The organism is Xanthomonas cissicola (assembly GCF_008801575.1).
GTDB lineage: Bacteria > Pseudomonadota > Gammaproteobacteria > Xanthomonadales > Xanthomonadaceae > Xanthomonas > Xanthomonas cissicola.
In genome coordinates, this window is the sequence record NZ_VZPL01000048.1 from 19633 (window position 1) to 34167 (window position 14535).

The following is a 14535-nucleotide window of genomic DNA, read 5'->3' on the forward strand; positions in this document are numbered from 1 at the left end:
GCGAATGTGCAGCAAATTTGGAGATTGCCGGCGGCGGCATGAACGCGCTTGATTTCCACTGCCGCGACCCGGCTAATACGCAGCAGCTGCGGTTACCGCGCTTCGCATCACCTCTTCGATGAAATTGGGTATCACCGCCAAGTTGTTTCTCGCCATCCTCGCTGCGTGCGTGGCGGTGCTGCTGATCAACGGCATCGCCGTGCAGGCCTTCGTCAAACGCCAGTTCCTGGACTATCTCAACGAACAGGGCGTGGAGCGCATGCAAGAGACCTTGCCGCGGGTCAGGGCCGAATACGCGCGGCACGGCAACTGGGAGTTCGTGCGCGACAACCCCGATGCCTGGTTCGTGCTGATGCGCCCGGAACGTGGACCCGGCCCGCCACGCGAGGCGCCGCCGATTTCCGACCAGACCGGTGCGGTGTTTCGCTTCGCGCTGCTCGACCAGGACTACACGCCGGTGATCGGCAATCCGGAGGTCGGCCGCCACGACATCCTGCGCCCGGTGGTGGTTGGCGGCCGCAACGTCGGCTGGATGGCGATGCTGCCGTTCCAGAGGGCGCTGGCGGCGGCGGACGCGCGCTTCTACGCCGCGCAGCAACGCGCGTGGTGGGCGATCGGCGGCGCCTGCCTGCTGGTCGCCGCGCTGCTCGGCTGGCTGTTGTCGCGCACCTTGCTGCGGCGCCTGCGTGGCCTGACCCAGGCCACCCACCTGCTCGCTGCGGGCGACTACGCCACCCGCATCGACGCCGCGGCGCGCGACGAACTGGGCCAGCTGGCGCGCGATTTCAACCTGCTGGCGCAAGCGCTGGAGCACAACGAACGCGCGCGACGCGACTTCATGGCCGACATCTCGCACGAGTTGCGCACGCCGCTGGCGGTCCTGCGCGCCGAACTGGAAGCGCTGCAGGACGGCATCCGGCCGATGACACCCAACTCGCTGGGGTCGCTGCACCAGCAGGTCGGCCAGCTGGGCAAGCTGATCGAGGACCTGTACGACGTGTCGCTGACCGATGTCGGTGCGCTGGCGTATCGGCGCGCTCCCGTCGATTTGGCGGTCATCCTGGCGACCGTGCTGGACGGCTTGCGCGCGCGCTTTGCCGCCGCGCAGCTGCAGGTGCAGGCGCAGATCGGTGCCGGCCCGCTGCAGGTGGACGGCGACGAACGCCGTCTGCAGCAACTGCTGGGCAACCTGCTGGAAAACACGCTGCGCTACACCGACGCCGGTGGCACGGTGCAGGTGCGCTGCGTGCGCCGCGGCGCGGTGCTGGAGATGGTGGTCGAAGACAGCGCGCCAGGCGTGGATGCGGACAAGCGCGCGCGGCTGTTCGAACGCTTCTACCGCACCGAGGCCTCGCGCAATCGTGCCAGCGGCGGCAGCGGCCTGGGCCTGGCGATCTGCCGCAACATCGCCGAGGCACATGGCGGCTCGATCCACGCCGAGGCTTCGGCACTGGGCGGGCTGCGCATGGTGCTGCGCCTGCCGGCGCTGGTCGCATGAGCAGCGCGTCCCCGATCGGGCATGTGCTGATCGTCGAGGACGAACCGCGCCTGGCCGCGGTGTTGGGCGAGTACCTGCACGCGGCCGGCTATTCGCACGACTGGATCGCCGATGGCGCGCAAGCGCTGGGCGCATTCCGCGCGCAGCAGCCCGACCTGGTGCTACTGGACCTGATGCTGCCCAACCGCGGCGGCCTGGACATCTGCCGCGACCTGCGCAATGAAAGCGCAGTGCCGGTCATCATGGTCACCGCGCGCGTGGAGGAAATCGACCGCCTGCTGGGCCTGGAGATCGGCGCGGACGACTACATCTGCAAGCCGTTCAGCCCGCGCGAAGTGGTGGCGCGCGTCCAGGCAGTGTTGCGCCGGCATCGCCACGACCCCCACGGCGCGCCGGCACCGGGCCTGCAGATCGACGAAGACGCCTGTCGCGCCAGCGTGGACGGTCGCGCCCTGGACCTGACCCAGGTCGAATTCCGCCTGCTGCGTACCCTTGCCGCGGCCCCGGGGCGGGTGTACTCGCGCGAGCAACTGATGGGCCGGCTTTACGCCGACCACCGCATCGTCACCGACCGCACTGTCGACAGCCACGTCAAGAATCTACGCCGCAAACTCGCCGACGCCGGCGGCGAGGACTGGGTCCGTTCGGTCTATGGGGCGGGGTATCGCTTTGAGCCGTGAATGGGGAATGGGGAATCGGTAGAGCAGGAGCGGGGGGCTGCTGCGTCTCTTCGGCGCGTCTGACGCTTGTAGTTTGACATCGACTTGCGGAACGAAACTGTCGGGGGCAAGTGCCTAGCCTTTGATTTTGCGATTCCCGAGTCCCGATTCCCGAATCCCGGTATCAACGAAATACCACCGTGCGATGTCCGTTGAGCACGATGCGGTGTTCGACGTGGCGGCGTACTGCGCGCGCCAGCACCAGCGATTCGGTGTCGCTGCCCAGGCGGACCAGGTCGCGCGGGGTCATGGCGTGGTCCACGCGGGCGACGTCCTGCTCGATGATCGGGCCTTCGTCCAGATCTTCGGTGACGTAGTGCGCGGTGGCGCCGATGATCTTGACCCCGCGCGCGTGCGCCTGGTGATACGGCTGCGCGCCCTTGAAGCTGGGCAGGAAACTGTGATGGATATTGATCGCGCGCCCGGCCAGTGCCCGGCACAGCTGCGGCGACAGGATCTGCATGTAGCGCGCCAGCACCACCAGGTCGATCTGCAGCGCGTCGACCAGGGCGAGCAACTGCGCTTCCTGTTCGGCGCGCGTATCCGCGCTCACGGGCAGATGATGGAAGGCGATGCCGTAGGAGCCGGCCAGTGCGGCGAAATCGGTGTGGTTGGACGCCACTGCGGCGATGTCCACGCGCAGCTGCCGGCTATGCGCACGGAACAGCAGGTCGTTGAGGCAATGGCCCTGCTTGCTCACCAGCACCAGCAGGCGCGCGCGGCGGCGGGCGTCGTGCAGTTGCCATGCCATCTGGAATTCGTCAGCCAGCACTGCAAAGCGCTGCTCCAGGGCGGCAATGTCGGTCTTTGCCGGTTTGTCGAAGTGCACGCGTAGGAAGAATCGGCCGCTTTCGTCGTCGCCGAATTGCTGCGCGTCGAGGATGTTGCAGGCCAGGTCGAACAGCAGCCCGGTCACGCGATAGACGATACCGGTACGGTCGGGGCAGGACAGGGTGAGGATGTAGTCGGAGCGCATCGGCGCATGATAGCCAATGCGCGACATCACCGACGCAGTGCTTGCGTCGGTAACTTTTGCCGTGCGAACAGGTGCGAAAACGGGCGTGCGATCCAGCCGATGTTTGACGCTCTGACCGTGGTTGCGTTGCGCTCGCGCTGCAAGATGACGTGCAGCCAAAAGGACGTATAGCCCGGCAGTGCAGTGCGTGCACCGATCCCGGTTGCGCGACACCGCCATGCACGTCTGGCAATGGCACTCAGCGCGGCGGCAAACGCAGCATCAGCCGCCGGTTGATCTCGTCCAGCTGCGCAAGCGATGCGTCCACCGATGTTTCCATGGCTTCCTGCGTGGTGATGTGTGCACGCAGATGCGCCGGGTCCGACAGCTCGCCACGCACCAGGAACACGTTCTCGCCGACTTCGCCCAGATGGCGGCTGAGCACCACATAGTCCACCTGATCGAAGCCATGCTGCTTGGCCAGCGGCAGCAGGCGCGCGGCCATGCGCTCGCTCGCCTCGTCCACGGGCTTGCCTAACTCGGCGTCCAGCACGCCGACCGCTTCGCGGATCTGTGCGAACAGGTAGTGGTCCGGGTGCTCGGGATGGTCGGGACCCACCGGGCCCTGGTTGACGACCGGCGCGTCGGTCATCGTGCGCCACCGGCGCAAGCCAGTGCGCGCGGCGCGCGCTCGGTCAAACCGAGCGTGATCTGCAGGTGTCGCATCGCATCCTCCCTGGAGCGGCGGCCGTAACGAGCCGGCATTTTAGAAGGTCTGCTGCATGTTTAGGTGAGCAAGCGGTGGGCCGCCTTGGCGTGAAGCGAAGTGCCTTGCGCAGGACTCAATCCGCGTTGCGCAATGGCGATCAGGCGACCTGCCCTGCGCGCCGCGCCGAGACTTCCGCCAGTACCGCCCAGTCTGCGTTGCCGTCGCCATGCGCAATGGCCTCGTCCAGCCCTGCGCGCAGCAATTCGCCCAATGGCATCGGCACCTGCTTGTCGGCGCCAGCCTGGATGGCCAGGTCCACGTCCTTGCGGCCCAGCGTGGCGGTGAAACCCGCCGGCAGGTATTCGCGCTGCATGATCAGGCGGCCGTAGCCCTGGTAGGCGGGCGCGGCGAACAGGGTGCTGGTGAGCATGCCCAGAAACTGCGTCGCATCCACGCCATGACCGCGTGCCAGCGCACTGGCTTCGGCCATGGCGCCGATGGCGCTGGCCAGGCAGAAGTTGGCAGCCAGCTTCACTGCATTGGCCTGCTCCGGTGCGCGCCCGATGTACCAGGTCTTCTGCCCCAGCGCATCGAACATCGGCTGCACCCTGGCCACGGCCGCTTCATCGCCGGCGGCCAGAATATTGAGATTGCCGGCTTCGGCCACCTCCACACGCCCAAGCACCGGCGCGGCCACGTAGGCCACACCGCGCTCGGCATGCAGGGCGGTCAACTCGTGTGCCAGCGCCACCGAAATGGTGGCCATGTTGACGTGCACGCTGCCCGCCGGCAGCGCATCCAGCACGCCACGCTCCAACAAGGTCTGGCGCACTGCGTTGTCGTCGGCCAGCATCGAAAACAGCAGCGGGCCGTGCGCGGCATCGCGCGGTTGCTCCACCACCGTGGCGCCCGCATCGCGCAGCGAGTGAGCGCGTTCGGGCGACCGGTTCCACACGCTCAACGCGAACCCGCCACGCAGCAGGTTGTGCGCCATCGGCAGGCCCATCGTGCCCAAGCCCAGAAATCCTATCGGCATGCGGTGTCCTTGTTCGGTATGACGTCAGGTGCAAATCAGTTGGCGAACACGCCCCGCGCATCGCGCGGTTCGCAACGCAGGTATTGCGGTGCCGGAGTGACCGAGGCGCCCAGCGCCGCGGCGGCATGCCACGGCCAGCGCGGGTCGTACAGGATGCCACGCGCCAGCGCGATCGCATCGGCCTGGCCTTCTTGCAGAATCGCCTCGGCCTGCGCCGGCTCGATGATCAAGCCTACGCCAATCACCGGCGTGTTCACCTGCGCGCGGATCTCCTGCGCGAACGGAATCTGATAGCCCGCCTGCAGCGGAATCTGCTGGCGTGGATCGAGCCCGCCGCTAGAGACATGGATGTAATGCGCACCGCGTGCATCCAGCGCCTGCGACAGGGCGATGCTCTGCTGCGCATCCCACCCGCCTTCGACCCAGTCGGTGGCCGAGATACGCACGCCAACGGCGATTTTTTCCGACACTGCCGCACGCACCGCATCGAAGATGCGCAGCGTCAGCCGCATGCGATTTTCCAGCGAACCGCCATATGCATCGCTGCGCTGGTTACTCAGCGGCGACAGGAATTGATGCATCAGATAACCATGCGCGGCATGCAGTTCGATCAACTCCAGGCCCAGCCGTTCGGCACGCGTTGCCGATGCGATGAAGGCGTCCACCACGGCATCGATTCCCGCCTCATCCAGTGTCTGCGGCGCCGGCTGTCCCTGGCGGAACGGCAGCGCCGATGCAGACACGGTCTGCCAGCCATGCGCATGGTCGGGCGCGATGGCCTCGCCGCCTTTCCACGGCAGATCGGTCGACGCCTTGCGCCCGGCATGCGCCAGCTGGATGCCGATCGGCATCGGCGACCAGCGTCGTACCGATTGCAGTACCTCGGCCAGCGCCTGCTCGGTCGCATCATCGTACAACCCAAGATCGGCGTAACTGATGCGCCCTTCCGGTACCACTGCGGCCGCTTCGAGAATCAGCAAGCCGGCGCCGGATTGCGACAACGTGCCCAGATGGATGCGGTGCCAATCGCTGGCGCGGCCGTTCTGTGCCGAGTACTGGCACATCGGCGCAATGACAATCCGGTTGGCGAGCGCAAGCGGACCGAAGGCGATGGGGGAGAACAACTGGCTCAAGGCGGCATCCACAGCTGACATGGGGTGCTTATTGCACTGCGCCGCGCGCGCCGGCACAACCGCTGCGATGGATCACTGCGTCATGCAGAGCGCGCACTGGCGTCATTGACGCTGCGTGCACGCGGCAAATGCGGCGGCGCGTGCAGGAACGCCAGCGCCTGCGCGCACGACTGCTCCACCTTCAACGTCAGCAGCTCGTCCGCGCGTGTGCGCCCGAAGTTGAGTGCGGCGATCGGCAACCCATTGCGTGCAGCGGTCTGCACGAAACGAAAAGCCGAATACACCATCAGCGACGAGCCCACCACCAGCACTGCATCGGCGGCCTGCAGATGCGCGAAGGCACGCTCCACCCGCGCGCGCGGCACGTTTTCGCCGAAGAACACCACATCCGGCTTGAGCACGCCACCGCACACCGGGCACGGCGGCACCACGAAATGCTCGAAGGCCACATCGTCCAGATCGGCATCGCCATCGGGCGCTTGCGCGGCCTCTAGCGCTGCCCAGCCTGGATTGGCCTGCTCAAGCAACACTTGAAATTCGGTGCGTGGCATGCGCCGCTCGCAGCCCATGCAGCGCACCACATCGAGCCGGCCATGCAGATCGATCACCGCCTGGCTACCAGCGGCCTGATGCAGGCGGTCCACGTTCTGGGTGAGCAGCACTTCCAACTGGCCACGCGCCTCCAGCGCAGCGAGCGCATGATGGGTGGCATTGGGTTGCGCCAGACCGAAGCGCGGCCAGCCGACCAGGCTGCGCGCCCAATAGCGCTGCCGCGTGGACAGCTCGCCCATGAACGCCTGGAACGTCACCGGCTGCGGGCGCTTCCAGCCGCCTTGCAGGTCCCGATAATCAGGAATGCCCGAATCGGTGCTGCAGCCGGCACCGGTCAGCACGAACAGGCGCTGATGGCGCTCGATGAAGTCCTGCAGCGTGTGGTGGTCGTGGGCAGGGACAGCGGTCATGTGGTCATTCCGGAAGCCATGGGAGCACTTTGCACCAGCGCCACGTGCACGGCCCGCTGCGGCGCCGTGTCGGCCACCAGACCGGCGCGCTTGCTCGCGCATAGCTGTGCACATCACGCCGTCGTCGACGAGTGAAGACGCACACCGAAATACGCGCAACGCGCCGCCCTGGATGCAGGCACGGGGACGGTACAGCATCACGCCATGGCCACGCAGTTGGTTCCGATCCATTCGCGCCGTTGGCCACGTGTGGCTGCCGGCGCTCAAGGCGCGGCGCGTTCAGTGTTCGACAAAGCGCAGCAGATCCTGATTGAAACGCGCGCTGTCCTCCAGGAACGGCGCGTGCCCGGCGTCCGGATACAGCACGGTCTGCGCGCGCGGCTGCAGCTGGCGCGCACGCGCCACCGTCGGCTCGGTGGCGACCAGTGCATCGCGCGCCCCGTACATCAGCAGCACCGGCAGGCGCGTGCGCTGCAGGCCGGCGACATCGACCGACATGCCTTGCACGGCACGCTGCATGTCCCATGAGGCCAGCGATGCGCTGGCCAGCAGGGTCTCGAACACCGGGATGGGCGGCTGGGTGGCGAAGCACAGCCGCAGGAAATCCTGCACCGCCTGCAGATGCGTACGCAGATCGGGCGAAACCAGATCGCGATAGATCGCCGGATGCGCGCCCAACTGCTCCGCGCGCAGTTCGATCACACCGTCGACGTACACCACGCCGGCAAGCCCGGTATCGCCATATCGGCTCAGGTAGTTGCTGATCACCGCGCCGCCCAGGGACCAGCCCACCAGGACCGTCTCGCGCGCGTTTGCGGCCTTCAATACGGCAGCCAGGTCGTCGGCCCACCGCGTGCCCTCTTGATACGCCGATGCGGCGACCGGTTTGCCGGAGACGCCATGCCCGCGCAAATCGTAAGTAATCAGCCGATACCGCTGCAGACGCGCATCGGCCAGTTGTGCATCCCAATTGATGCGACTACCAAGCAGGCCATGCACGAAGACGATGGCCGGCCCGTCGGTGGCGCCGTGCTCCTGCACCGCCAGGCGCACGCCATCGGGTGCGGTGACGGTATAGCTGCGTGTGGCAGCAATGGCGCCCGGGCTGGCGGTCGCCACTATCGAGCACACCAACAACAGGCAGGCCAACAGGCAGCGTAGCGGCAGCATGCGTCTGCCGGGGAAGAGGCGAACAGACATCGGGGTGAGCTCCAGACGATAGGAGCCGTGATCCTGCAGCCTCACACCAATGTGAGGGTCAAGCCGTGCGTGCAGCGTATGCTAGGCGCATGGCCGCTTGTTCCGAACCCTTGCTGCGCATCGGTGCGCTGGCGCAACAGACCGGCGCCAGCGTGCGCTCGATCCGTCATTACGATGCGCACGGGTTGCTGACATCCTCGCGCAGCGCCAACGGCTACCGGGTCTTCCCTCACGCGTGCGTTGCACAGGTACGCCAGATACAGCGCTTGATTGCAACGGGTTTCAACCTGGATGAGATTCTTGGCTTTCCCGATTGCATGCGCCTGGTGGAAGGCGCGCAGATGTGCCCGGAAACCGCGCAGGCCCATCGCGCGCGCCTGCAGCTGATCGAGCGCCAGCTGGCCGATCTGGAGCGGCGGCGTGCGCGTCTGTCGGCAACCTTGGCGCAGGCAGCCCCGGATGCGAGGGCTGCCACGTCTTCAGCCGCGCAAACCACACGGCGCAAGCGGGCGCGCTAGAAGCCCCGGTCGCTGTGCATCACTCGCCTCGCGCAGGATGCGGGGCAAAGCGGCCATAGGGGCGTGCATCGTCGGCACGTTGGCGCAGCACGTATGCCGCCGCAAAGGCGATCGCCAACAGCGTCAGGCACATACCGACCAACGCGCCCCAGCCGCCGTGCTGCCAGAACCAGCCACCCAGCGCGCCGATCACGCTGGATCCGGCGTAATACGCCAGCAGATACAGCGACGCGGCATGGCTGCGATGCGCGCCACCGAGCCGGCTCACCCATGCGCTGGCGGCCGAATGCGCGATGAAAAACCCGATCGTCACCACCACGATACCGGCCACTACCAACGCCAGCGCGTGCGCCAGGGTCAGGGCCACGCCGAGCACGCACAACACGATGCCGGTCGTGACCACCGGCCCGCGCCCGAACCGGTCCGATGCCGCACCGGCCACCGAGGAACTGACGATGCCGAACACATAGGCGCTGAAGATCATGCCGATCTGGCTCTGGCTCAAGCCGAATTCCGGCCCACCCAGGCGAAAGCCAGCGTAGTTGTACAGGCACACAAACACACCCATCAACAGGAACGGCAGCGCGAACAAGAACGGCAGATTGCGATCGCGCAGATGCCCGGCCCAGGCGCGCAGATGAAAGCGCAGGTTGATGCCGTGCCGGCGCACGAAGTTACGCGACGGCGGCAGCAACCAGAAGAACGCCAGCGCGCACAGCAGATCGAACGCGCTCAACACCGCCAATGCGGTGCGCCAATCGGTGTGGTCGGTCAGCACGCTCATCACGATGCGCCCGCTCATGCCGCCGAAGGCATTGCCGGCCACGTACAGGCCGGTGGCCGCCCCCATCTTGCTGGCCGGCAATTCTTCGCCCAGATACACCATCGCCACCGCCGGCACCCCGCCCAGCGCGATGCCGGACAAGGTACGCACCACCACCAGCGCGCCCCAGTGCGGCAGGAACGCAGCAATCAGGTTGAGCACTGCCGCGATGGCGATCGACACGAACATCAATCCGCGCCGGCCCAGGTTTTCCGACACTGCACCAGCGCAGAAGATCGCCAGCGCCAGCGCACCGGTCGCCAGCGACAACGGCAGCGAGGCGGTCGCTGCGTCCACCTTGAAGGCGCGCGCGAATTCCGGCAGCACCGGCTGCACGCTGTACAGCAGCGAGAAGGTGGCAAAGCCGGCCAGAAACAACGCCACGCGAATGCGCACCCCTGCGGGGGCATCGACGCCGGTGTCGGAACGCGTGGATGGGTCGGGCAGCGAACCCGAGCGATGATCGGAAGAAGACACAGCAGTGCACGTGCGACGTGGGAAGGCGAGTATTCGCCTGCCGTCACCCCCTGTCCAATATATGATGGTGGCAGCTGCCATATCTGGAACAGATGGATGGAGTTGCGCCACCTGCGTTATTTCCTGGCGGTTGCCGAAGAAGGCAACTTCACCCGCGCCGCCGCGCGCGTGGGCATTGGCCAACCGCCGCTCAGCCAGCAGATCCAGACCCTGGAACGCGAGCTGGGCACGCCATTGTTTCGGCGCACGCACAGCGGCGCCGAACTCACTGCGGCTGGCGAGGCGTTTTTGGGCGAGGTGCGCCGCGTACTTGCCGATTTGGAACGCGCCGCCGAAACCGCACGCCGGGTGGCGCGCGGCGAATCCGGACGGTTGCGCCTGGGATTCACCGCCTCTGCCGCCTTCAGCCCGGTGGTGCCGCGCCTGATTCGCGACTTCCGCCGCAAATGGCCGCAGGTCGAATTGCTGCTGGAAGAGACCAATACCGCCAGCCTGCTGGTCGGGCTGGCCGATGGCCGTCTGGATGCAGCGTTCGTGCGCTATGGGCTGAGCACGCCAGCGGATTTGCAGTTGCTGCGCTTTGCCGACGAGCCGATGAAGATCGCCGTGCCGGCCGCGCCCCCCCTGGCCACGCGCAACAGCGCGCCGTTGGCGGCGCTGGCCGGCGAGCCCTTTATCCTGTTTCCGCGCAGTTTCGGCTCGAGCCTGTACGACGAAATCCTCGCCGCCTGCCGCGACTCCGGCGTGACCTTGCGCATCACCCAGGAGGCGCCGCAGATGTCGTCCATCATCAATCTGGTAGCCGCCGAGCTGGGGGTTTCGGTGGTGCCCGCCTCCACCGCGCAGCTGCAGCGGCCCGGCGTGCGCTATCTGGATATCGAAGGCCATATGCCGCTGGCGCGACTGGCCCTGGCCGCCGCGCCGGGTGGATTGGAAACCACACCGTTGGTGCGGCATTTGTGGGCGCTGGCAAAGTTGCTCTAGCGCTGGCCACACGACCTACGATACAGCGACATTCTTGCTTGATGCCGTTGGACGATGTTGATCCTGGGCCCCGGTCATTGCCGACCGCCTGCACTGGCCGCGAGGGGCCGGCGCTCACTGCAGGCATCGTTTGAGTTGGAACCCATCATTTTCAAGATCATCGAAGTCTGGGCAGTCCCGGGTTGTTACTCGCGCAGGGAACACCAAGGCAGACGTTACGTCGCTGCACTTTGGAATACCAATCGCCGTCCTATGGAGATCATTGAGACTCTGCGGCTCGCTCTTCAAGAAATGCCATCGCTGGCGCCATCGTGCATCCCAGGATCGCTTACCGCCTTCCGCCTGCTTGGCGAGTAACCTTCCTTTAGGACATTGGCCAGCGCAGGTCGCATATAATCCCAATAGCCTGGGTCTTGACTTCGAAGCATCGCTTCAAGCGATATAGTGACACTATCGAAGTACGCGATAGCACCCCCACGGCAGCCGTTGTATTCGATGCCGGAACCATTGGCATCAGTCCCCGCCAGTTCATTCGAGATGCCTTCCAAATCTTTTATATTTAAATCGATATCATTCAAGATGTGATTGTTTTCGCCTCGAGTTGAGAGCTCTTGTTTCAGCAGCTTCAGGCGGACCAGAAAATCGGTCGCTTTTGCAAGATGTGATTCCAGTTCCTTTTGATTGCCGATTTTTTTCTCAAAGTTCAGCAGATTGCGATCAATTCGGTCAAGGCGGCGTTGAGCGATATAGCCACCTTCATGACCCATGCTCTCCAACGCCTGTTTGTCCCGATCAATGATTCCCTTAAGATTATCCAGATTGGATGCTTGCCGGCCGCCGACACTTGTTCCCGCGCAGCGTTCCTGAAGACTCCGCCACTGGTCATCCAGAATTATCGCGCGCTGTAGCATCGATCGGCGTGTCTCGGTCAACTTCTCCAACTTCGATTGGGGGCGCGACTGGGCAGTGGATTGGCTCCTACTCCCGGAAGATCTGCGGGCCGGTCGCTCCAGGGATGACAGCCACATATCGGCAATCTGGCTTCCGGCGCAACTTTCGACGGCACCGTGCTCCTGCGGCCCGGCCGTCATGCTTCCTGCATGCGACATGGGGGTGCTGGTGGACGCTTCGGCGGTGCCATGCTCCCGCAACTCGGGCGCCATATGTGCAGAGGGTATGCGTAGGCAGTTTCCCATTTTTGCATCTCCCATTCTTTTTTAAAGCATAGGCAACGATGCGCATGCCGCGTCCACGCCGACGGAAATCCCGCTTGCGTATGCGAAGGCCCGGCCTGCCAAGCAGCGAACTGTCGGGCAACTAACCAGTGGCTGTGAACATCGAAATTGATCGATGCGGCAATTGCAGACGAAACTCAGTAAGGGCAGCCCGCAGACCGACACTTACTCACCACCGTTTACGACGCGCAGCGTGAAACGCTTGACCTCAACTGCGCTTGAGGTCGTTCAATGCCGGTTTTCCAACGACATTGCCGCCATGCATTTGCGTCATCTGGTACTGCCCTGCCTGGACCCCGACCTGACCCTGCGCTTCTACCGCGATGTGCTGCAGTTGCCCGTACACGGCAACACGGTGCGCATCGGCTGGAGCACACTGGAGTGCGTGCAGGCGCAGCACCCGGTGGGCAGCGTGCATCTGGCCTTCAACGTGGCCCCATCGCGTTTCCAGGCCGCTGCGCAGTGGATTGGGGCACGCGCCACCTTGCTGAGCGATCCACACGGTCGCAAGCACTTCGCCCTGGACGGCGCCTGGCAGTCGCACTCGGTGTACTTCGGCGGGCCCGATGGCGCAGTGCTGGAGTTGATCGCGCGCAATGCCTTGCAGGATGCAGCGGCCGGTGAAGGCCAGTTCCGCGGCGAAGAACTGCTGTGCCTGAGCGAAATCGGCTTGCCTAGCCACAATGTCGAGGTGGTGACGCGCAGCCTGGCGCATCATTTCGGCCTGCGACCCTTCGCCCCGCCGCAGGAGGGCTTTGCGGCCTTGGGCGATGACCACGGCTTGTTGATCGTGGTCGACCGGCGCCGGCGGTGGTTTCCGCAACAACGGCAACTGCCTTGGGCCGACGGCCTGCGCATCAGCGTGGACGCGCCAGAACCCGGCCTGCGGCTGCGCGATGCGCAGGGGTGGGAGTTGCTGGCGGCGTAACTGACGCGGCCCGATCCACTTGGGTCCGCGCACGGCAGCACGGCGCTCACCGCCGGTCAATGCGACCGGCTCGGTGCGGCATGCGGCACGCATGCAGTGCGGTATCCGCGCACCGTGGTGTCCACGATTGCGACATGGTGTTAGCCGCTCGTGGTGCTGGCAGGCGCCGACAAGCGGAAGAACGCACGCGCCGCGGCCGTGCTGTTGGCGGCGGTCACCGCGACATCCTCGCCACGATCGCGCGCCAGCTCTTCGACGATATGCGACAGGAACATCGGCTCGTTGCGACGATCCTTGGGCATCGGCTTGAGCGTGCGCGGCAGCAGGTACGGCGCATCGGTTTCGATCATCAAACGGTTGGCCGGAATGTTGCGCACCAGCTCGCGCAGATGCGCACCGCGGCGCTCATCGCAGAGCCAGCCGGTGATGCCGATGTAGTAATCGCGGTCCAGATACGCGAACAGTTCGTCGCGCGTGCCGGTGAAGCAATGCACCACCGCCGCACCCAGGCGCCCCTCGAAGCTGCGCATGATGGCGATGAAATCCTCGTGCGCATCGCGCTGGTGCAGGAACAGCGGCTTGCCGTTGTCGGCGGCCAACTGCAGCTGGCGTTCGAAGGCCTTGCGCTGCGCAGGACGCGGCGCAAAATCGCGGAAGTAATCCAGCCCACACTCGCCCACTGCCACCACCTGCGGATGCGCCTGCAGGGTGCGCATTTCCGCTTCGCATTCGGCAGTGAATTCCACTGCGTGATGCGGATGCACGCCAGCGGTGGCGTACAGGAATCCGGGGTGTTGCTGCGCCAGTTGCAAGGCCAGCGGCGAATGCTCGCGGCTGGCGCCGGTAATCACCAGCTGCGCCACGCCGGCATCGCGTGCGCGTTGCAGCACCGCATCGCGATCGCGGTCGAACGAGTCGTGGGTGAGGTTGGCGCCGATATCGATCAATTGCATGCTGCGGGTGTCGTGTGGGGGGTGAGCCGCGTAAGTGTAACGAGCGAGGGTTAGCTCCGCTGAGCCTCCCTTCTCCCGCTGGCGGGAGAGGTGGCGTGCAGCGCCGGAGGAGGGAAGCGCGCCGGCCGGGCTTGAACGCCCGGGCGCAGTATGGCCAAGCCTAGGTCGGCAGCTAGGGCCTGTTAACACTAATGGCCCGAGCGATTAAACTATTGGGCATGGAGATCACGCCAGCACAATTTTCTCTGATCGAACACTGCCTGCCGGCGCAGCGCGGCAATGTCAGCATGACCAACCTGCAAGTGGTCAACGCCATCCTTTACGTTGCCGAGCATGGCTGCAAATGGCGCGGCCTACCCAAGCGCTTTGGCAACTGGCATACGGTCTACACACGCATGAACCGTT

15 protein-coding genes are annotated in these 14535 nt (G+C 65.5%); 6 read left to right on the forward strand and 9 right to left on the reverse strand.

Features of this window, described 5'->3' with window-relative positions:
• Nucleotides 1-118: 118 nt before the first annotated feature.
• On the forward strand, nt 119-1498 hold the full coding sequence (baeS, locus tag F7R02_RS17550) for a sensor histidine kinase efflux regulator BaeS (RefSeq protein WP_078588989.1): 1380 nt from the start codon (nt 119-121) through the stop codon (nt 1496-1498).
• Nucleotides 1495-2178 (forward strand): response regulator, encoded by a 684-nt coding sequence (locus tag F7R02_RS17555; protein ID WP_003489018.1) that lies wholly within the window; start codon nt 1495-1497, stop codon nt 2176-2178. Before baeS ends, F7R02_RS17555 begins: the two co-directional genes overlap by 4 nt.
• Nucleotides 2179-2341: 163 nt before the next feature.
• On the opposite strand, the gene purU is transcribed toward F7R02_RS17555, so the two are convergent.
• The 6 genes from purU to F7R02_RS17590 all read right to left on the reverse strand — a co-directional run bounded on the left by purU (nt 2342) and on the right by F7R02_RS17590 (nt 8212).
• Nucleotides 2342-3220, reverse strand: coding sequence for a formyltetrahydrofolate deformylase (purU, locus tag F7R02_RS17560; RefSeq protein ID WP_016848804.1), 879 nt, complete (start codon nt 3218-3220; stop codon nt 2342-2344).
• 211 nt (nt 3221-3431) lie between these two features.
• Nucleotides 3432-3824, reverse strand: coding sequence for an XVIPCD domain-containing protein (locus tag F7R02_RS17565; RefSeq protein WP_003489022.1), 393 nt, complete (start codon nt 3822-3824; stop codon nt 3432-3434).
• A gap of 214 nt (nt 3825-4038) precedes the next feature.
• The gene (locus F7R02_RS17570) at nt 4039-4917 is read right to left on the reverse strand and encodes an NAD(P)-dependent oxidoreductase (protein WP_059027690.1); all 879 of its coding nucleotides are present in this window, start codon (nt 4915-4917) and stop codon (nt 4039-4041) included.
• Between the two features lie 35 nt (nt 4918-4952).
• Nucleotides 4953-6050, reverse strand: coding sequence for an NADH:flavin oxidoreductase/NADH oxidase (locus tag F7R02_RS17575; protein ID WP_078589001.1), 1098 nt, complete (start codon nt 6048-6050; stop codon nt 4953-4955).
• An 80-nt stretch (nt 6051-6130) separates the two neighbouring features.
• Nucleotides 6131-7012 (reverse strand): NAD-dependent protein deacetylase, encoded by an 882-nt coding sequence (locus tag F7R02_RS17580; protein ID WP_078588991.1) that lies wholly within the window; start codon nt 7010-7012, stop codon nt 6131-6133.
• 279 nt (nt 7013-7291) lie between these two features.
• Nucleotides 7292-8212: an alpha/beta fold hydrolase gene (locus F7R02_RS17590; RefSeq protein WP_033479209.1), complete on the reverse strand. Its 921-nt coding sequence runs from the start codon at nt 8210-8212 to the stop codon at nt 7292-7294.
• A gap of 89 nt (nt 8213-8301) precedes the next feature.
• On the opposite strand from F7R02_RS17590, the gene F7R02_RS17595 reads away from it, so the two are divergent.
• Nucleotides 8302-8730, forward strand: coding sequence for a MerR family transcriptional regulator (locus F7R02_RS17595; RefSeq protein WP_003489031.1), 429 nt, complete (start codon nt 8302-8304; stop codon nt 8728-8730).
• Nucleotides 8731-8749: 19 nt separating this feature from the next.
• On the opposite strand, the gene F7R02_RS17600 is transcribed toward F7R02_RS17595, so the two are convergent.
• On the reverse strand, nt 8750-10030 hold the full coding sequence (locus tag F7R02_RS17600) for an MFS transporter (RefSeq protein ID WP_015471612.1): 1281 nt from the start codon (nt 10028-10030) through the stop codon (nt 8750-8752).
• Between the two features lie 96 nt (nt 10031-10126).
• Here F7R02_RS17600 and F7R02_RS17605 point away from each other — a divergent pair, with 96 nt between their 5' ends.
• Entirely contained in the window at nt 10127-11014 is an 888-nt protein-coding gene (locus tag F7R02_RS17605) for a LysR family transcriptional regulator (protein ID WP_078588993.1), read from the forward strand.
• 284 nt (nt 11015-11298) lie between these two features.
• Here F7R02_RS17605 and F7R02_RS17610 read toward each other — a convergent pair whose 3' ends face one another.
• Nucleotides 11299-12177, reverse strand: coding sequence for a hypothetical protein (locus tag F7R02_RS17610; protein ID WP_033485892.1), 879 nt, complete (start codon nt 12175-12177; stop codon nt 11299-11301).
• Nucleotides 12178-12508: 331 nt separating this feature from the next.
• On the opposite strand from F7R02_RS17610, the gene F7R02_RS17615 reads away from it, so the two are divergent.
• A complete protein-coding gene (locus F7R02_RS17615; RefSeq protein ID WP_167521052.1) occupies nt 12509-13177 on the forward strand; it encodes a VOC family protein in 669 nt (222 codons plus the stop codon).
• A gap of 140 nt (nt 13178-13317) precedes the next feature.
• Here the strand turns inward: F7R02_RS17615 and F7R02_RS17620 are convergent, their stop codons facing one another.
• Entirely contained in the window at nt 13318-14130 is an 813-nt protein-coding gene (locus tag F7R02_RS17620; protein ID WP_003489428.1) for a TatD family hydrolase, read from the reverse strand.
• Between the two features lie 218 nt (nt 14131-14348).
• On the opposite strand from F7R02_RS17620, the gene F7R02_RS17625 reads away from it, so the two are divergent.
• A partial coding sequence (locus tag F7R02_RS17625; RefSeq protein ID WP_151210039.1) for a transposase occupies nt 14349-14535 on the forward strand: 187 nt, incomplete at its 3' end.